Below are 19,642 nucleotides of genomic sequence, written 5' to 3'. Positions count from 1 at the left end.
TTATTCTAACGAGAAACAAAAAATCTGTCATCAGTAATAGATAAAATCTATTACCAACAACAGATATTGTAGAACCTCTATTTATTAGACAAATAGGAAAGTGCTTTTTTGCTGTGCGAACGAAAGCTTTCCTAATCTCTTAGATTGCGGATCATGGCCGCAGATAGACTCGTTCTTATTTTTGAATACCAATGAATACCTCAATCAGCCAAAAAACGCCGAGCCCAATCGCTAGTAAACCAATTATTAAAGAAAAAATGAAGTTATAAAACGGTGTGATTAGAAAGATAATACCTAAGCCGTTAGAAAATAGGCCACAAATTGTGAGGACAATTTCCAGCGTTAGCCAAAGTCGCAGCTCTTTGAATCGCATTTTCTTTGTCCGCATTAAAAAGAGTGCGATTAGGCCAACCAACGTTGTCACAATTAAGATGTAGAGCGAAGAATCATTCCAAATACTCATGTCGGTCCTCCTAATGAATGATTAGGCATTAGAGAAATGGAATGAGCTGATTCACTTCAATAAAGCCTTAATAACTGCTTCGCCGACATCGGTTGCTGAATCTGCATTTTGACCAGTGATCAGCCGATTATCAACGACCACGTGGGATTTGAAGGCCTCTCCTTTTTCAAAAGTGGCCCCGGATTTCTTCAGTTCATCCTCTGGTAGGAATTTAACATCGTTGGTTAAGCCGTTTAAGGCTTCTTCATCGTTGGTAAAACTCGTTAATTTTCTGCCGTTTACAAAGCGTTTGCCGTCAGTTGTCCTGATTGCCAGCAATGCTGAAACGCCAATACAATTGGCAGCGATGATTCCGTCGTTGTTATAAATAGCGGATGCAATGCTTGCCAACTCTTTATTTTCTGGAAAATCGGTCATTGCCCCGTGACCACCAACAAAATAAATGACTTGATAGTCGGCTGGTTGAATATCAGCTGGCTTCAGAGATTTTGCCAAATGAGTATTCCGGAATTCATCATCTAAATAATATTGCCAGTCGATCTGGTCCATCATGTCTGGTGCTAAGCTAAGGGGATCGATGGGAACATACCCCCCCTTTGGACTCATGTAATCAACGTCGATGCCATTTTCCTGCATCACCTTATTGAAATGAGCGGCTTCTCGAAGCCAAATGCCGGTAGCTTTATACAGTTTATCGAACTTTGCATTATTGGTTACAACGATCAATGCCTTTGTCATGAATTACTTTACCTCACTTTTTAACTCGCTCGTCAAACTTCCCCTTCGTCTATATTACTACATTCTGATTGGGAATGATTGAAAATGGGGTGTTGTAATCTGAAAGGAAAATATGTTACCCTAAAACTTAACTGTTTGGATAACAGTTTTTACATAATGCAGAATAGTTAACCGTTTTGCTTCGCACACTGGATCTTAGGACTGCTGCGTAAAGCAGGAGTCTGCACGTAAGCACCACAAACAAAAATCCTAAAAACCAGGATTTCTGTTTATGGCGACTTACGCTCCGACTCCTAACCGCTTTGCTTCGCACACTGGATCTTAGGACTGTTGCGCAAAACAGAAACTTCCTCATAAGCACCCCAGCCAGAAATTCAAAACCAGAATTTATGTCTGGGGAGCCTTATGATCCAGTTTCTAACCGTTTTGCTTCGCACACTCAATTAAAATAGGAGGCACAAATGTCAGACATTATTTTAAACGTTCAACATCTTAACAAGAGTTTTGGTTCCAAACATGTCTTGAAAGATGTTTCATTTTCCGTTGAACGCGGTCACATCGTCGGGTTAGTTGGTCCTAACGGGGCTGGTAAATCAACCATCATGAAGGCTGTGCTAGGATTATTTAACTATGCCAGCGGCCAGATTACGATCGATGGTGACGCAGTTTCACCCATAAGTCATCAAGCAATGGACAAGGTTGGCGCCTTGATCGAATACCCTGGGATTTATCCATTTTTGACCGGAATGCAGCACTTGAAGCTATTCTCGAAGGAAACGACCGGTCAGGATCAGATTGATGAGATTGTTGATCGGATGAAGATGACGACCTATATTGATCGGAAAGCCAAAACCTATTCATTAGGGATGAAGCAGAAGCTCGGAATTGCCTTGGCATTAGTAAACCAACCAAAATTTGTGATCTTAGATGAGCCGATGAATGGTTTGGATCCCCAAGCAAATAAAGACTTGCGGACAATTATTTTAGACCTCGCCAAACAAGGGACCACATTTTTGATTTCCAGCCATATCTTGAGCGAACTGGAAAAGTTAATTGATGACCTGGTTGTGATTGATAAAGGTCAAATTGTGTATAAGGAAAGCATGGCTACCCTTGAAAGCGGCGGCAAACGACTTTTGGTTGTGAAGACTTCTGACGATGACAAGGCAACGATAATCCTGACCCAGAATGGGTATCAGCTTGACCAAACTGCCGGTGTCAGCATCATTGAAACTGATGACACCAAAATGGCCGACGTCATTAAATTGTTGTCTGACAACGGCATCGACATTGAGGACGTTCAACATGTCCATAGTGACTTGGAAACCTCATTGTTGGAATTGCTGAAGAACGACAAAGTAAAGGAGTCATAGAATGATAACCTTAGTTAAACAAGAAACCTATAAATTACTGCATAAGAAAAGTACCCCGGCAGTTTCAATTGCCCTATTGATCATCATGACGGCCTTTGGTGTTTTGAGCAAACTCTATCCGAAGTATTGGTCAGCCAAGAATATGTTTACGACGATGTATACCGGTGGCAGCTGGGTTGTCTTGTTCCTGATTGCCGCATGCAGTTCAATTATCGCAATGGAATTTCAGTATGGCACGATCAAGGAATTGCTTTATCGAAAGTATTATCGGGGTGAAATTCTGGTTAGTAAGTGGATCACCATGTTGATCTACTCAATTTATTTCTATGCTTTAGTGTTTGTCTATTCCTTGATCTTGAAAGTCGTTTTATATAACGGCAACTTCAAATTAACTGATACTTATGCAAATAACCAAAGTATCATTGAAACTCAGTTGATGAACCTCATTGGCCAGTTCCTGTCAGTATGGTTAGTGTTGAGCTTGGTATTATTGCTGGCAAACATTTTCAAGAGCACCGCTGCGGCAATTTCAATCGGCATCATTGGCTACTTTGCCCTGAGTGTGGTATCTGGATTAATGTTTGTGTTGATGCAGAAATGGGACTGGCTTAAGTGGAACCCGTTGAATATGATGAATTTACCGGCTCAGCTGACTTCAGACACTTATCATAAGATGACGCTATTATCGACGCCGGAAATGATATGTGGCAGCCTGGCTTATACGGCAATTTTTATGGCGATCAGCTATGTGGTCTTTAAACGGAGAAGCGTGTAAGAGGCTCAGATCGTCCATGGAACCGTGATGAGCGATAGCCTGCGACAAACGGCTGATTTAGGCCATTTAAGTAAAAAAGCAATGCATTCCAAATCAGGGGTGCATTATTTTTTTACTTAGATTCTGGGATCAAATCGCCGTTCGTCACAATCTCGTCTAACCATTCTCTAGCTGAGTAGTGCGCCAACAGCTATGTTATGATAAAGTTGTTTCATTTCAGGAAGAGGGGGGGCTTCAAATATGCTTGGAAAGCCATTATTAAAACAATCAATTAATAAATTTTTTCATAACTGGGGCGCCTACGTTACTTTAGTTATTGTCATGAATGTGATCTTAGCTGGTCTGATTGTCCCGATGCTGGAGTACTTTACAAGTTTTATCTTACGAAGTAATCAAATTCCGTACATATCTTATACCAACGTTGGCTGGCTGTTGACTGCCAAGCCACTCGCAGTTGTTGAACTGATTCTTCTGCTGGGGATTCTTTTTGCGCTGGTCTTTTGGCAGTTCGCATTTTTACTCTACGGTATCGATAACATCGCTTATAGTCAGAATCAGAGTCTCTGGAAAATTGTCAGGAATGCAATTAACGACATGCGGCGACTGCGATTTGCCAGCTTCTTATTTTTCTTGGGCTATTTTATTTTGATCATGCCATTTTCTTATACTTATCTCAATTCACCACTGCTTGCTAAAGCGGCGATTCCGACGTTTGTTTTGGATGATCTGGAGCAAAACAAGTACCTGGCAGTTCTTCTGGCTGTTCTGGCAATTGCCGTTTTCTACATCAGCATTCGCTTAATTCAAGTCTTGCCACTGATGATTTTGACTCATCAGACCGGATTTTCCGCTGCTAAAAAAAGTTGGGAAATGACCCGCGGCAAATCGTGGCAGTACTTTTGGCGACTATTGGTTCTTGGGGCAATTAGCCTGGTATCAACGGCCCTGTTGTCATTTGCGCTCTATGGGTTTCAAAAATACTTGGACGGCCAGTCCGGTAGTATCGCCTTTGCCGGTGCAGTGATGAATATGGGCGTACTCATGATTTGGCAACGCCTGATTGCCTCATTTAGCGTGGTAGTCTTTATGCTCATGTTGACGTCAGTGGCGGGGGAACGGAACTTAAGCCGAGCTCCTCAGACTATTGCTAAGCTGTCACCCCGTCGGAAAATGAGGCGGCGATTGGCGGCCCTGACGTTGATCTTGCTATTTTTGGGTGGCCTTGTTACTTATAATGGCCTGTACTTAAAGGGCAGCCTGTTAACGCGGCCGCTCACCATTTCTCATCGCGGGGTCGATGATGGCAATGGTGTCCAGAATACCATCCCGGCACTGAACAAAACCAGTAAAGAAAAGCCGGATTACGTTGAGATGGACATTCATGAAACTAAAGATCATCAGTTTGTGGTCATGCATGATGAAAATTTGCAAAAATTGGCCGGCGTGGATGCAGCACCTTATGAATTAACATTGGCTCAACTGAAACGGCTGATTGTTCATGAAAATGGGCACACGGCTCATATTGCCAGCTTTGACGATTATTTAGCCGCAGCCGAGCGGGATCATCAAAAGCTGTTGGTTGAAATCAAAACGACCAGTCACGACAGTCCGAATATGCTCAGCCTGTTTATCAAAAAGTATCAACGACGCCTATTACGTGACCATGATCACATTCATTCGTTGGATTACAACGTGATCAGCGGGTTGAAGCAACGCGCTCCCAAATTATTTGTCAGCTACATTCTTCCGTACAACTTCTCATTTCCGGAAACTAAGGCAAATGCTTACACAATGGAAGAAACGACGTTAAATAACCAATTTGTTCAGCAATCCCACGACCATCGTCAACAGGTCTACGGTTGGACTGTTGACGATTCGGATGATATGACCAGGCTGTTATTCATGAATGTGGACGGGATCATTACGGATGATTTAAATGAGCTTAAAGGGGTCATTCAGACGAACTTTAACCATCCAAGTTATGCCAGGCGGTTACTGATTTACTCCGATGAATTACAAATTGAGGATACCAGTAACTAATGAATATTTTTTAAAATTGGGGGATGAACCATGACATTCTACACCTATAACTACCTGCATCAGTCCCAAGGAAATTGGCAGTACGCTCGAATGATTATTCTAAGCGTGCTGGCATTGATCTTCATCGTCTTTTTAATTCATTACCTGCGAAATCGGTTGGACGTTAAATATAAGGATCTCAGTATTATCGTTGGCACACTCTTGTTGCTGATTTTGGCGATGCAGTACGACGATTTCAGTGCTGTCCAATCTGCCAGCAAGCAAACTGGCCAAATCACCACAGTGGTCAAGGAATCCGCAAAACAATTGGGGGTCGCCCCTCAGAAAGTTAGTATCAACTCAACCAGCCAGAATGCCAACTTGATGATTAAGACACCAAAAGGCATTTTTCGGATTGATTATAATTCTGATGGAACCCAATTTGTTTTGGAAAAAGTTGAGTTGCATGATCAACATGATATTAAAGTGGAGGGGAAAGCCTGATGTTTACATATTCTGACGTGTTATTGAAGTTGGTAGTTGGTTTTTTATTTATCACGATCTTAATTAACCTGACTGGGAAGGGCAATTTGGCCCCCACTTCGGCGATGGATCAGCTGCAAAACTACGTCCTTGGTGGCATTATCGGGGGCGTGATTTATAATCCAGCAATCACAATGGCCCAGTTTTTGGTGATTTTACTACTCTGGGCACTGCTGATCATGGTGACCAGGTACCTGAAAACCCACCTGCACTGGTTTGGTAAGCTGATCGAGGGTGAGCCAATTACGATTATTCGTAACGGTGAGATGTTGGTGGAGAATTGTTTGAAGGCCAATTTGTCAGCTAAAGATGTTGATTTTAAGCTGCGAACTGCCGGTGTCTATGACATCAGCCAAGTGAAACGGGCCATCGTGGAGCAAAATGGCTCACTGACAGTCTTGAACCGAGGCGAAGGCAGTATTCGTTATCCGGTGATTGTTGATGGTCAGGTGGGCCCGGACGTGCTGGAGTTAATGGACAAGGATGAAGGCTGGCTGATTGAAGAATTAAAGAAACAGGAAATTGACCAGATTAAAGATGTCTTTTGGGCAACTTATCGAGATAAGTCACTGACAGTTGCTAAATTTGATGACAACTAGTTTTGCAAATGATTCCCAAATAATGGTATTGATTATTCGAAAAAATTATCATCATTTTTTAATGAAACCCGTTGAAAATGACGAATGAATCCTATTTGTCAAGGTAAATTCCCGAAATACTCTCAAAATAATCTGAGGTAATTATGGGCTAATTCCTTGTTTTCGTTGGAATATCTTAATTATTTTTGATCAAACCATCTTTATCCGGTGATCAATTGGATCCTCATTGACTTCTTATAAATATGATTTATGATTAAAACTAATTCTTATTGAGTAATCGTGATACATATCACGTGCTTATCAATCATACAAAAATTAGATGCTGCGGAGGGACCCCTTTTTATGGAATTAAACGATATTAATCCAAATGTTTTAAATGTTAAGCCATCTGCCATGAGAAAATTTGATCATGACATTAGTGTTGATCCAGATATTATTAAGTTAACTTTGGGTGAACCTAATTTTGATGTTCCGGAGCATATTAAAAAAGCCGCGATTGAAGCAATTAATACAAATTGCTCACACTATCCCTATTATTGGGGATTCCAAGAGTTGCGAGAAGCAGCTTCCAAGTATTACAAAGACAAGTTTGGCTATAATTATTCAGCGGACGAAATTGTGGTTTCAGTCGGGGCGACAGAAGCCTTGGCCTCAACTGTTAAGACGTTGTTTAAGCCTGGGGATGCGGTAATTGTTCCAACGCCTGCGTATCCACTTTATGATGCGCTGATGACCTTAAACCAGTTGAAAACGATTTTTATTGATACCAGTAAATCCGGGTTCGTGTTGACGCCGGAACAAATTCAAAAGGCGGTCGATGATTATCCTGATTTGAATATCAAGGGATTGATCTTAACTGATCCGAATAATCCAACCGGGGTTGCTTATACGGAAGAACAAATTGCAGCCTTGGCGCCAGCTTTGAAGAAGAATCAAATTTGGGTGATTAGTGATGAAATTTATGGTGAATTGACTTATGGTCAAAAGCATTACACAATTTCGAAACTATTACCTGATCAAACGATTATTACGAATGGTTTGTCCAAGTCACACGCGATGACTGGTTGGCGGTTAGGCTTAGTGTTTGGACCACATCCGGTCATTGATGAAATCGCTAAGGTTCATCAATTTACCGTGACTGCTGCAGCTTCGTTGGTTCAATATGCTGCTACTGAAGCCTTAACCAATGGGCAAAATGATGCGGCTGTGATGCGTAAGGAATATTTGAAGCGTCGTGATTTCGTTGTTAAAAATATGGACGAAGCTGGGTTTGGCGTGGTTCACCCAGGCGGGGCGTTCTACGTCTTCGCTAAGATTCCAGCTAGCTTGCAAATGGATAGTTGGCAATTTGTTAAGACATTGGCTAAGGATTACCATATTGGCTTGATGCCTGGTGATCCATTTGGCGATAACGAATATATCCGGATTAGTTATGCCGCCAGCGATGAAGCATTGGCAGCAGCTATGAAGGCTGTTAAACAGATGGTTAAAGATAAGAGCAGTGTGGCGGACCGATAATTAGTCCATTGCATCAGATAAATAGTATTTAATAAGGCTGAGCGCATATTTCGAAGTTTGCGTTCAGCCTTATTTGAGTTTTTCAGATAGCTATTTTGACTAGTTCATGCTACCCTTTAACCATATTTAAACGAAAAGGGTGATTCGCTATCCAAAGTGGGGCGAAACTAAAACAACAAATCGTTACGATTAGCCAGCAAATTGGGATTGATAAAATTGGGTTTACCACGGCGGCTGACTTTGAATCATTGCGAGACAGCTTATTTGCGCAAAAAGCCGCCGGGTATACCAGTGGTTTTGAGCATCAAAATCTCGATGAACGGCTTAATCCCAAGCTGATCTTTGACCAACCAAAGTCAATTATTGCGATTGCCTTGGCTTATCCAAGCAGGCTCAAGCAGCGGCCTAGCCGAACCAAGTTAAAACGAGGACAGTTTGCCAGAGCTTCTTGGGGGGATGACTATCACCAAATTTTGCGAGCAAAGTTAAATCGTTTGATTGAGCAAATGAAGGCTGTGGCTGGTAGTGAAGCCCGCTTTAAACCGATGGTTGATACGGGCGAATTGATCGATGTCGCCGTTGCCAATCGGGCTGGTTTGGGATTTGTTGGCAAAAATGGGCTATTGATTACTGAGGAGTATGGCTCTTACGTATATTTAGGTGAGATCATTACGAATTTGGAACTTCCCGCCGACACACCGATTCCATGTCGGTGCGGTAGTTGTACCAGGTGTATTGACACCTGCCCAGTCAAGGTATTGCTTGGCGATGGCCGGATGAATGCCCAACGCTGCTTGTCATATCAGACTCAGACCAAAGGATTAATGAAGGCGGAATTTCGCCCTAAAATTCGGAATGTGATTTATGGCTGTGATATTTGCCAACAGGTTTGTCCCTTTAATCAAGGCAAGGACTTCCATCTTCATGATGAAATGGAACCCGATCCGGAAAAGGTTCGCCCAGAGCTGTTGCCGGTGTTAACAATGAGTAATCGAAACTTTAAGGGCCAATTTGGGGAAATGGCCGGCTCGTGGCGAGGCAAAAAGCCACTTCAGCGAAATGCCATTATTGCCCTGGCTAATTTGCACGACCAATCGGCAATTCCCCAATTATTGGCAGTGATGAAAGCTGATCCACGACCAATGATCCGGGCAACGGCGGCCTATGCGATTGGTGAAATTGTCACTGCCTATGATCAAAAAATCATGACTGAATTGAACAACCAATTAGATCATGAAACTGATTTGGGTCAATCTGAGGAGTGCTTGAGGGAATTTCGGAGTGCTATTCAACGGATTAGCCAGCTTAAGCCCTGATTATGAATTGAATGAATTTGAAAACAAAGTGGCGTGATTTCTAATCAATGAAATCACGCCACTTTTGGATAGAACCATTAGTATTTTTCTGGAGTTGATTGTTTGATAGTCAATGCAATTACAAAGGCCACAACTGCAACAATTAATGTGAATAGTAACCCAATATGAAAACCGTTGGTAAAGGCAACTTGAGTGCCGCCGTTTGAAAGATGCTGACCAAATGCCAATAAGCTGGTCGCAATCGCGGTTGCCATTGCTCCGATGATTTGTTGGAAGGTGTTCATAATGGTACTACCATCACCAGAAGTGGCCTGATTTAGGGCGCTTAAGCCAAATGTTTGTGATGGTGACATGGCAAGCGGTGCCCCAACCATAATGACGATGTGGCCAAGGATGACGTACCACATTGGGGAAGTAGCTCGGGCAAGTAACAAGATAACAATTCCGATGATTGTCACCCCGTAGCCCAACGTAATCAGCAACTTTGGACTAACTTGATCTGAGAAGCGACCAGCAATTGCAGAAACAACCGCGTTCACAATTCCACCTGGCAGCATCACAATTCCAGTGAGTGCGACCGGAATGGCCAACCCATTTTGCCAGAACATTGGCAGCAGGTACATCGATGAAAGAATGATAGCGAAATCTAACATGACTAAGAGAGAGCCAACGGTGAATTGTTTGTCAGCGAATACTCTGAAATTAAGGATTGGCGTCTTAGACATGATTTGTCGGCGAATATACCAGGCTAATAAAAGGACGGCGACAACCAGGGTGCCAATCACTTCAAGTGATGCCCAACCGGCTTCACTGGCTAAGCTGACACTGGTTACTAAGCCACCAAAGCCAAGTGCCGACAAGATGATTGAGAAAGTATCAACTTTTGGTTTTGAAACATTGCCAACGTTAGGCAAATACTTGAAAGCTAAATAGAAACCAACAAGCAGGAATGGAATAAATAGCCAAAAGATCCAGTGCCAGGTTAATAAGCCGAGGATCATGCCGGCTAAGGTAGGACCAATGGCTGGGGCGAACATGATGACGAGCCCAATCATGCCCATTGCGGAACCTAACTTATAAGGTGGGAAGATCAGGGTCGCAACGGTGAACATTAAGGGTAGGATCAATCCGGTGGCGATTCCTTGAATCATTCGGCCAACGAGTAAAATGGCAAAATTAGGTGCCATTGCCGAAATGATGGCGCCAACGATAAAGTCGCCCAAGGCAAATAAAATGAGTTGCCGAGTTGAAAACCAGCGTGAAAGCAGGGATGACATTGGCAGGACAATCCCGATAACCAACATGTAGCCAGTTACCAGCCACTGAATAGTTCCGATGCTGACGTGAAGCTCAGTCATCAGACTTGGTAGAGCGATATTGAGAGAGGTTTCAGAAAGCATCCCAACAAATCCACCGATTAGCATCCCAATCATGGCTAAAAATGGTTTGGCTACCGGTTTAGCGGCAGTTTGTTTCTTTTCTTTTGTTAAGACTTGATCTGTGTTTAATGATTTTTCCATGTGATAAAAATTCTCCTGTTCTAAATAAATGGACTGGACACAATCGATTACACTACCATAAATAAATTTTTCTCGTAAGCATTATTTTTATGAATACGTTTTCCAAAATGAAAACAGCTACCACGTTTCATGGCCGTTGAAACTGTTCTATGAAAGCGAGTTGACTGAATTAAATGTGGGTAATTCGTTCATTTTGGTGCTAGATCACTTATAATTAAGGTAAGTGTAGCAACTAATTTGATGGGTGCCACACAACTAATTTTAGATTAAATCAATCGGGCAAGGAGCGGATAATATGAAACACAAAAAGCTTTTGTTCACCGGTTTGGGCTTGATGGCTCTTACCATCTATTTCTTAAAATCAATCGGTTGGTTCGAGGACGACTCGCACTTGTATGATGAGTACGAGGCGAAGTAATTTGATGGAGTGAAGGACAGCTCCTCCAGGCAGAAACTTACGCCTAAGCACCCTAAACAAAAATTCCAGAACCGGGAATTCCTGTTTAGGGAGACTTACGCTCCAGTTTCTAACCGCCTGGATCCGCTCACTTATCTTAGGACAGCTGCGCAAAGCAGGAGTCTACACGTAAGCACCACAAACAAAAATCCTAAAAACCAGGATTTCCGTTTGTGGAGACTTACGCTCCGACTCCTAACCGCTTTGCTCCGCTCACTTTAAATTGGAGGAGATTACATGACAAAAAATAAAGCAATTATGATTGGTGCTGGCTTGGCCAATATGGCCGCGGCCGTATATTTAATTCAGGAGGGTCACTGGAAAGGCGATCAGATTACCTTCTATTCGATTGATGACCATGGCTCGAATGATGGCTCGCCAGCTAATGAAGCAGCTGGGGAATATTGGAATAAAAATCATCCGTTGGAAAACACCAAAGGCTACATTGCTCGGGGTGGCCGGATGCTGAATTATCGAACCTATGTTGATTTGATGGATCTCTTAGGCCGGGTACCATCGGCCACTGAACCAAATATGACTGCGGCAGAGGATACTCACGATTTCGATGCCAAACACCGGACATTTGACAAGGCCCGATTAATGGAAGGCGGCAAAGGAATCATTAATGGCGGCAAGCTTGGTCTTAATAATAAGGATCGGATGAAGTTGACCGAACTGATCTTGATGCCGGACTCTAAGGAAGAAAAACTCGATAACGTTTCAATTGCTGATTATTTTAAAGATGATCCGCATATGTTCACGACCAACTTCTGGTACATGTGGGAGACGACCTTTGCCTTTAGAACCCAGAGTTCAGCGCAAGAATTACGTCGTTACATGCACCAAATGATTTATGAATTTACTCAGATTGAACATTTGGTTGGCGTTAACCGAACTCGTTACAACCAGTACGAGAGCATTATGCTGCCTTTGATTAATTATTTGAAGAAGCAGGGTGTCAATATTGTCTTGAATCGACGGGTAACTGATTTTGACTTTAAGGATACGCCGATGCAAGATGAGATTACGGTTACTGGGTTAACGATGGAAAATACCGAGTCTGGTGAAACTGAGCACGTTGATGTCGATGACGACACAGCAGTGATCTTTACTAATGGTTCAATTACCGATTCGGCTACGATTGGCGATTTTAATACACCAACTGGTGAGAATATGGACTACGGCGCCGCTGCTGGGCTGTGGAAGAAGGCAACGGAACGATTCTATAATCTTGGTAATCCTGACAAATTCTTTGCCGACAGAAATGCCAGTGAGTGGTCCAGCTTTACATTGACGACCAGCAACCATATCCTACTCAATGAAATTACGAGAATTACAACTCAAGTTCCTGGAAATGCACTCAATTCGTTCATTTCCACTTCGCCGATAACTCCACTTGGCGACAAGGACGTCAACATGTCGATCGTGGTCCATCATCAACCACATTTCACAACTCAGAAGCCAAACGAGTCCGTTATTTGGGGCTATTTCCTGTACCCACGACGGAAGGGTGAATTCGTTGATAAACCATATATTGAGATGACTGGTAAAGAAATGGCAGAAGAATTAATTGGTCAATTATCAAAAGTTGATCCAGGCCCAGGCAATATTATGGATAAGAAACAAGAAATTATGGATAGCATCATTAACAATATTCCAGTTTATATGCCGTATGCATCGGCATTGTTTAATAACAGAGCCAAGGCAGATCGGCCAAAAGTTATTCCAGAACATTCAACTAATTTGGCCTTCACTGGTGAATTTGTTGAACAGCCATACCAAATGGTCTTCACGGAACAAAGCGCGGTCCGTTCGGGAGAAATTGCGGCTTACCACTTCGCCGGTGTGCCAATGGCTAAGTTAGTGAAAAATAAGCGCTACGATAAAGATCCAAAGACCTTGGCGAAGGCGACGAAGAAGATGTTTATGTAAGTAGTGTGCGGAGAGAAGCGTTTAGCTGCGGTAATATAAGGGCATCAACCCGAAAATCCTGGTTCTGGGATTTTTGGGTTGATGCCCTTATATTGATAGCAGCTGCTTCTCGGAGCACAATTCCACTATGTAACAAGGGTCCCGACCACAACCTTAGTGTGGGATTTTTGGGGCAATGCTCTTATATTGTTCGCACCGGTTTCTCTGCGCACGATTAGTCAATATAATTAATGGGAGGCTAAATAATGGGTGGGGATAATTTCCTGATACGATCATTGATGGGCGAGAACCTTTTGACTTTGGCCTCACTTCTTGTGAGTTATTATAAATTTTCGTGTAGATTATGGATTACTTATTAATGAAACTCACTGTACACTAATATTGAAAGCGATCTCACTTTCTTTGAGATCTGGGTTACTTTAATCAAGGAGATAGAGAATGAATAAATTTGTTTATGCACTTAGAATTTTATTCCAGGCCGTAATAATTGCTGGGATTTACTTTTTATACTGTTCCAATGCTAACGGTACTTTCACCCTGCGGCTTGATTTTGTTTTCGGCTGGCTGATTCTGTCATTAATAAGTCAGATCTATTTAATGCGGTTCCCGGGCTTATATCCAGTTTCGAAGGCGGTTGCCGAAGAAAAGGGTGAGCATATCGGTGAGTTTAATTTGTTTGTCGCGGTTGGCTTATTCTTGGTCTATGCTTTCTTAGGACCACTGGTTGCAGTGGGATTTTATTTTTGGAATAAACGACTTAGTGTAAATTGAAGCAAGCTATGTTCAAAGTTATTACCGGCCAACATCGCATTATGAACGGCTAACCCTAACCATCAGCGTCTGACATCGTAGGCAATAATTTAAAAAAATCGATCATCGCTATTGTGAGAGTTAAATCACATGCAAATGATCGATTTTTTACATTCGCCTTGTATTTTTGCAGGTAAACTAGCTATAGTAGAGTTAAGAAATTGATTTAGGAGGTATCGTGATTATGAAATTTGCTGTCACTGGTTCAACGGGTCATTTTGGTCAGTATGCGATGAAGTTTTTGCAACAAACCATCGATAAGGATGATGCTGTTGTGGCGCTGGCCCGAAATACTGATAAGGCCAAACAGCTTTACCCACAGGGCGTTGATGTGAAGCCTGGGGACTACGACGATGAAGCTCAATTAGCTGATTCATTAGCCGGTGTGGATCGGCTCCTGTTTGTTACATCCTTGCCAGGTGGCAAGACACCACGAGTTGATCAACATCGTAACGTGGTAAACGCTGCTAAAAAAGCGGGCGTTAAGTTCATCGCCTACCTCAGCTTTCCAAAGGCGGACACGTCGACAGCCCCGTTGGCTGCTGACCATCAAGCAACTGAAAAAATAATTCAGGAAGCTGGAATTGCCCATGCCTTTTTGCGAAATAACTGGTACGTGGAAAATGAAGGGACTTTCCTTCATGAAGCTAAAACTGGGGCTCCGTTTGTCTATGCTGCCGGGGATGGTAAGGTTGGCTGGGCGCCTGAAAAGTTATACGCGCAAGGTGCTGTTAAGGTTCTAACAACCGATAACCCTAAAGAAGTTTATGAGTTTGCTGGACCCATGAGCACCTATGCCGATTTGGCAGCTGCCATGAAGAAAGCTATCGGTAACGACTTTGAAGTGGCTAGTGTTTCTGACGACGAATACATGGCCAATTTACGCAAATATGTTCCGGATCAGGTTGATGCAGCATTGTCAATGATCCAGAAATTAATCCGTAACGGGGCTTTGGAAGAGTCGACCAACGATTTGAGTGATGTATTGGGAAAGCCGTTGCCATCACTAGATGAGGCAATTGCTGACTATCTTAAAGAGAACCGCTAATCAACTAATTGAATTTTTAGGATATAAGAGATTGGGACGAAAGGCGATTTGATCCCAGAATTTAAGTGAAAAAAAGTAATGCATTCTGGTTTTGGAATGCATTACTTTTTTGGCTTAAATTCTGGGATCAGCCGTTTGTCGTAAGTTTTATCAATATAAGCAGGGAAAGCTAAGTTACATCTATAAACACTTTGCCGACTAATGTCCCAGCCCCTTAATAGCAAATTAGGAGTTACTGTTCGGCTTTGTTTGAATCAAGTTCCTAATTATTTGTCCCAAACAGTGATTGAATCGTAATCTTCACCGGTTAATTCTTTTGTAACCGATTTGACTTTGCTTGAGGCTTCGGACATTTTGCCACCAGATTTTAGGCGAGTCACTTCCGCACTAATCAAATCCAACTTCGATTTATCCGCTCTGAATGAAAGACCATTGTATAAAGCAATTAAGAAGAAGAATCCTACTCCAACACTAATCATGAGCGTTAAAGTTAATTGAACAGTTGGTGACTGATTCACAGCACCAGTAGTACTACTCTTGAACCCAGCCAACTGAAGGATTCCTTCACCAAGAATATTGGTGATTACAAAACCGCCTTGTTCAAATAAGCCCGCGAGCGATGAAAAGGTTCCGGCTCGATTTTGACCTGTAAGTAAAGTATCTAAGACGGGTAAGGATGGAAAGACTGTTCCGGGGATGAATCCATATAACTGACCGCCAAAGATTGAGAAGGTTTGAACGATTAATAACCACATTACCATATGATCTGGTTTAATAAAGCCAAGCAGGCCAAAACCAACACAGGATATCATGGCCATTCCATAGGCAACACCGTACATATATCTTGGTGCATACTTATTAATCACGTAGCCAGCTGCAATCATTACGAAAATACCAACAAAAGTACTTAGTGATGACAGGTAGGCGGTTACTGACGCATTTAATCCTAATACATTAACGATGAAATACGTTAATATCAGGCCGCCTAAGTTTCCGGCCATTTGATCAGCACCATCAATGAATAAGTGTTTTCTAAAACTTTTAATTTTGAAAATTGAAAGGTAATCATGGGCGGTTTCTTTGAACTTGGTCCAGCGAGAGGCGGAAATATTAGTCCCTTGATTGTGTTCTGCTTCCATGAGGGCAGCTTCGTTCTTAGTAACAAAGTGTTCCCAAGTAGTGTAGTAAGTAATCAGAGCAAAGATAATTCCGACTGCTGAAAGGCCAATCTGGAGATACAGGTAAATCTTGGGATCGTTTTTGGGCCAGTTATTCAAGATCTGAGCCACAACGAAAGCAGCAATCGTATTGAGCAAAGCAGCAACGACACTGCGGACGGTTCCCATGATGGTTCTTACTTTAAACGAATCCGTCATTTCTGAGGGTAACGTTGTCCATGGTAAATGGATTGTGTTGAAAAACGCTAGTAAGACTGAGTAGGTAATAAAATAATACCAGAAGTTTAATCCGCTAATGGGAATCAGTGTCGCGTATACAAAGAAAGGAATGGTCATTAGGATGAAGAAATGTCGCCGGCCGTACTTGCGACCGAATTTAAACTTATATAGTGAATCTGAAAAATGACCAATCCAAAGGGCAACGCCAGAGGCTAACACCCGCCCGAAAATTAACATAAAAGCCACTTGTAATGGGGTTAACCCACAAAAATAGGTATAAAAATACGAAATATAATTATAGCAGATTAAACCAACTGCAGAGCCAATAAAGCCATACATACCAAAGCCGGTTGATCTTAAAATACCAATTTTACCCCGGGGCGTATAAATCTTTTTGCTTTGATATTCGTTCCAACCATCATGAATTTCATTTGTTTTTTGCATGTTTCCACTTCCCTAATTATTTAGAAACCAATTTCATTAATTGACGTTGTTTTTTGGTGATTTATTTGCAATGCTAAACGTGACTTCATCGCTAGTACGACTAAATTCATATGCACCACGGATTGATTGGGCACTGCTTGTGGGAATCAGATTAGCTGACGTTTTAACCCGGATGTTTTTGGGAGCAACGTCGCAGTTAGCAAAATGAAGTTGCAGCATTCCCTCACTAAGATCAAGGACAGCTGATTTGATTGGGACAACTTCTGAATCAATTTCCACGTCAAAATTGATAGTGTGGATAAACATGCGGTGTCTAAATGCATCAGTTGGTTCAAAGATAATCTGGCTATTATTCGTATTGAAATTGCCACCAAACGAAAGCCAACGAGTCGCGGATTGTTGGTATATATACTGCCCTGCGTCATGGGCATAGCCATAAAAAGCTTGGCCATAGTCCGATGTGTAAGGTTCAAATTCCATGAATTCAGGATCAGTTAGAAAGGCCATGGAGCCAAAGCCCTTCTGATCAATTGAACTTAAAGCGCTGGTTGAGGCAGCGTAGCCAACTTCCAGCTTAAATAAATTGGCTGAATCATGATATTTATAATTATCGAGAATGGGGATTGCGTTGAGGCTTGAACCGTAATGGTTAAATTCTCGGGTTATTTTTTCTCGTTTACCATATACGAAGGAATCAAAGTATCTCCTAGCGTCACCGTTATAGCCCCAGTGAGGGATGAGTGGTGTATATGCTAAGATGGCGTTAACCGTTTTGACCGCTTTGGGTTGGTCACCAAAATAATCACACCAGGTATAAACCTCTTCTTGACCGGTGGAGTCCCACGGCATTTCACTACCATATGGATATTGTAAGTTTGCCCAAATGTTATAGCGATATTTCATGTATGATTCAAAGTGATTGGCTTGTTTAGTCCACGCTTCATTCTTTAAGTCCTCAAGGATTGATTTATGAATACTGCCAACCATTAAGCCATATTGTTCCAAGTAAAGAAACGCATCCTTGCCGCAGAATTGATGCATTGCCATGACGGTTTGATAGGCTTGGTTTAGGTACCATTGCCAATCATGGTTGGTAACTAGGCCATCATAATTTCTTGCAAGTCGATACATCACCCAATAAATAGTAGCTTGGTGAGGATAGTTATAAGCACGCCAAGTTTCTTCAGAGCGGGATTTATTCCAACTGTACATGATGTCGTTGTTCATATAATACAAACTGGCCCGAATGCTGTAATCTTTGTTTTGCAAGTGCCTCCAAAGAACATCATCAACATATTGTTCTAACATGTGGACTTGGTTTTTATTTGGCATATATAAGTTCTTAATTGCCATTAGAAGATTGGGACCGGCACCGGCTTCATCGGAATCACCTGAAATGTATGATCGAAATTCGTCCAGTACTTGGCGGTTTGTTTCATTATCATAGGTGACAAATGAGTGTTGGCGACCGTATTTATCCGGTTCAGCAAGCCATTGGTGAGTTTCGTGGAATCTTGCTAGTTGCTGCACTAATTGTTCGGCCGCGTCTGTAACATAATAATTAATGGTCTGGGTTGTATGATCGGAATATTCAATCACAATGCGGGCTTGACCAAAGTAGTCATGTAGCCGGCTAAGCAGATAAGCATGGTGAGAAGAGCCGTTTGTAATCTTAATTGCAGTTTCTGGGTCGGCATGGATTCTAGCGATATCTTTATCGGTGTGAATTGTTAATTCTGCTTGTTCTTGGCCGTGGAGTACATAACCTGGCAGACTGGCAACACTGGGAATGCTGTTTTCGATTAATGTATTGGCGATTTTATCTGGAGTGGTCACATCAATGAACTTTAAGGTAAATGTCTTAGCCTCACCAGTTTTTAAGATAAATGAGCTGGGGGTGTTCCACTGACGCTTACCATCCCAATTGGTATCGAAGTAGGCTTTGGAAAACGCAGTCCATTCATAAAATCCTTCAAAGTGAACATCGCGTTTGGTTTTATCATCGTTAAGGGGGCGGTAAGCTTCAAATGGTGTGTTACCACCATTAACAACTAGTAACGTTGGCTTTCGACCATTGAGCCGTGCAACTTGGAGATAGCCAGCATCCTGGCCGATATATGGGTCAACAAACGAGCTATTGTTATGGCTTTCCTCAAGTGAGTTATCCGTAAAGATTTGATTAAAGATCATTGCAAAGCCCAAGCCACCAACTTCAATGTTATTTTTGCTTGAATTTGTTATTCTAGTAGTGAATAAAACGCTATCATTTTTTACGATCCAATCACGATCAATCTTGAGAGGGGCAGTTGTCAAATCTTGATCATCTTTTGTTGTGTAAAATGACCACTGCTGTTGGTTGACCGGCCGAAGGGCTAACTGGACATCACCCAGTTGGTAGTAATCCGAGCCGGAGCAATTGACCTTGGCCTTACTGGTGGCAAAATCAAACCACTCTTGGTTCTCATCTTGGGCTGCAAGTGTCTTTAACAGATTGGAATTAGATTGAAAACTTTCGATTTTTAGGTTTGCCATTTTAATTTTCCTCAATTCTTTGTTCCGAGAATATTGTGGTACAATTCATACTCGTCAGTATGAACTTGTAAGCGATCACCTACGAGTTAAATTGTAAGCGCTTGTTCTTTTTATAAAAACTCACATTTTCGTATAAAAAGTATCTTTTTTCACTTTGT

General features: G+C 42.1%; 16 protein-coding genes. 11 read left to right on the top strand and 5 right to left on the bottom strand.

From position 1 onward, the window contains the following. Window positions 1-175 precede the first annotated feature (175 nt). Both QUF07_RS02185 and QUF07_RS02180 read right to left on the bottom strand, forming a co-directional pair. Window positions 176-463, bottom strand: coding sequence for a hypothetical protein (locus tag QUF07_RS02185; protein WP_289426688.1), 288 nt, complete (start codon window positions 461-463; stop codon window positions 176-178). Between the two features lie 51 nt (window positions 464-514). Continuing rightward, the gene (locus QUF07_RS02180; RefSeq protein ID WP_217342379.1) at window positions 515-1,201 is read right to left on the bottom strand and encodes a type 1 glutamine amidotransferase domain-containing protein; all 687 of its coding nucleotides are present in this window, start codon (window positions 1,199-1,201) and stop codon (window positions 515-517) included. A 461-nt stretch (window positions 1,202-1,662) separates the two neighbouring features. Here QUF07_RS02180 and QUF07_RS02175 point away from each other — a divergent pair, with 461 nt between their 5' ends. The 7 genes from QUF07_RS02175 to queG all read left to right on the top strand — a co-directional run bounded on the left by QUF07_RS02175 (window position 1,663) and on the right by queG (window position 9,344). Further along, window positions 1,663-2,574: an ATP-binding cassette domain-containing protein gene (locus QUF07_RS02175; protein ID WP_217162690.1), complete on the top strand. Its 912-nt coding sequence runs from the start codon at window positions 1,663-1,665 to the stop codon at window positions 2,572-2,574. Window position 2,575: 1 nt separating this feature from the next. Continuing rightward, the gene (locus tag QUF07_RS02170) at window positions 2,576-3,349 is read left to right on the top strand and encodes a DUF2705 family protein (RefSeq protein WP_217162688.1); all 774 of its coding nucleotides are present in this window, start codon (window positions 2,576-2,578) and stop codon (window positions 3,347-3,349) included. A gap of 240 nt (window positions 3,350-3,589) precedes the next feature. After that, the gene (locus tag QUF07_RS02165) at window positions 3,590-5,389 is read left to right on the top strand and encodes a glycerophosphoryl diester phosphodiesterase membrane domain-containing protein (RefSeq protein ID WP_289426687.1); all 1,800 of its coding nucleotides are present in this window, start codon (window positions 3,590-3,592) and stop codon (window positions 5,387-5,389) included. A gap of 30 nt (window positions 5,390-5,419) precedes the next feature. Beyond that, the gene (locus QUF07_RS02160; RefSeq protein ID WP_217162684.1) at window positions 5,420-5,872 is read left to right on the top strand and encodes a DUF3290 domain-containing protein; all 453 of its coding nucleotides are present in this window, start codon (window positions 5,420-5,422) and stop codon (window positions 5,870-5,872) included. Next, window positions 5,872-6,510 (top strand): DUF421 domain-containing protein, encoded by a 639-nt coding sequence (locus tag QUF07_RS02155; RefSeq protein WP_289426686.1) that lies wholly within the window; start codon window positions 5,872-5,874, stop codon window positions 6,508-6,510. Before QUF07_RS02160 ends, QUF07_RS02155 begins: the two co-directional genes overlap by 1 nt. A 342-nt stretch (window positions 6,511-6,852) precedes the next feature. Beyond that, window positions 6,853-8,028 (top strand): aminotransferase class I/II-fold pyridoxal phosphate-dependent enzyme, encoded by a 1,176-nt coding sequence (locus QUF07_RS02150; RefSeq protein ID WP_217162683.1) that lies wholly within the window; start codon window positions 6,853-6,855, stop codon window positions 8,026-8,028. A 149-nt stretch (window positions 8,029-8,177) separates the two neighbouring features. Next, window positions 8,178-9,344 (top strand): tRNA epoxyqueuosine(34) reductase QueG, encoded by a 1,167-nt coding sequence (queG, locus tag QUF07_RS02145; RefSeq protein ID WP_502878957.1) that lies wholly within the window; start codon window positions 8,178-8,180, stop codon window positions 9,342-9,344. A 77-nt stretch (window positions 9,345-9,421) separates the two neighbouring features. Here queG and QUF07_RS02140 read toward each other — a convergent pair whose 3' ends face one another. Beyond that, window positions 9,422-10,864 carry a DHA2 family efflux MFS transporter permease subunit gene (locus QUF07_RS02140; RefSeq protein ID WP_217162674.1) on the bottom strand — a complete coding sequence of 481 codons (1,443 nt, stop codon included), beginning with the start codon at window positions 10,862-10,864 and terminating at the stop codon, window positions 9,422-9,424. 295 nt (window positions 10,865-11,159) lie between these two features. Here QUF07_RS02140 and QUF07_RS02135 point away from each other — a divergent pair, with 295 nt between their 5' ends. From QUF07_RS02135 to QUF07_RS02120, 4 genes are all read left to right on the top strand, one after another. Then, a complete protein-coding gene (locus QUF07_RS02135) occupies window positions 11,160-11,282 on the top strand; it encodes a hypothetical protein (RefSeq protein ID WP_283812267.1) in 123 nt (40 codons plus the stop codon). Window positions 11,283-11,558: 276 nt separating this feature from the next. Continuing rightward, window positions 11,559-13,253, top strand: a complete 1,695-nt coding sequence (locus QUF07_RS02130; protein ID WP_217162673.1) for an oleate hydratase — start codon at window positions 11,559-11,561, stop codon at window positions 13,251-13,253. 438 nt (window positions 13,254-13,691) lie between these two features. Then, on the top strand, window positions 13,692-14,024 hold the full coding sequence (locus QUF07_RS02125) for a hypothetical protein (RefSeq protein ID WP_217342402.1): 333 nt from the start codon (window positions 13,692-13,694) through the stop codon (window positions 14,022-14,024). Between the two features lie 223 nt (window positions 14,025-14,247). After that, window positions 14,248-15,111: an SDR family oxidoreductase gene (locus QUF07_RS02120; protein ID WP_289426685.1), complete on the top strand. Its 864-nt coding sequence runs from the start codon at window positions 14,248-14,250 to the stop codon at window positions 15,109-15,111. Between the two features lie 266 nt (window positions 15,112-15,377). Here the strand turns inward: QUF07_RS02120 and QUF07_RS02115 are convergent, their stop codons facing one another. Next, window positions 15,378-16,952 carry an MFS transporter gene (locus QUF07_RS02115; RefSeq protein WP_217162667.1) on the bottom strand — a complete coding sequence of 525 codons (1,575 nt, stop codon included), beginning with the start codon at window positions 16,950-16,952 and terminating at the stop codon, window positions 15,378-15,380. Between the two features lie 36 nt (window positions 16,953-16,988). Beyond that, window positions 16,989-19,484: a DUF5695 domain-containing protein gene (locus QUF07_RS02110; protein WP_289426684.1), complete on the bottom strand. Its 2,496-nt coding sequence runs from the start codon at window positions 19,482-19,484 to the stop codon at window positions 16,989-16,991. Window positions 19,485-19,642 lie beyond the last annotated feature (158 nt).

It is taken from the genome of Lentilactobacillus sp. TOM.63 (assembly GCF_030361045.1).
GTDB classification, from domain to species: Bacteria; Bacillota; Bacilli; order Lactobacillales; family Lactobacillaceae; genus Lentilactobacillus; species Lentilactobacillus dabitei.
The sequence above is the reverse complement of the archived record's forward strand: the minus strand, read 5'-3'. Positions and strand labels throughout refer to the sequence as shown.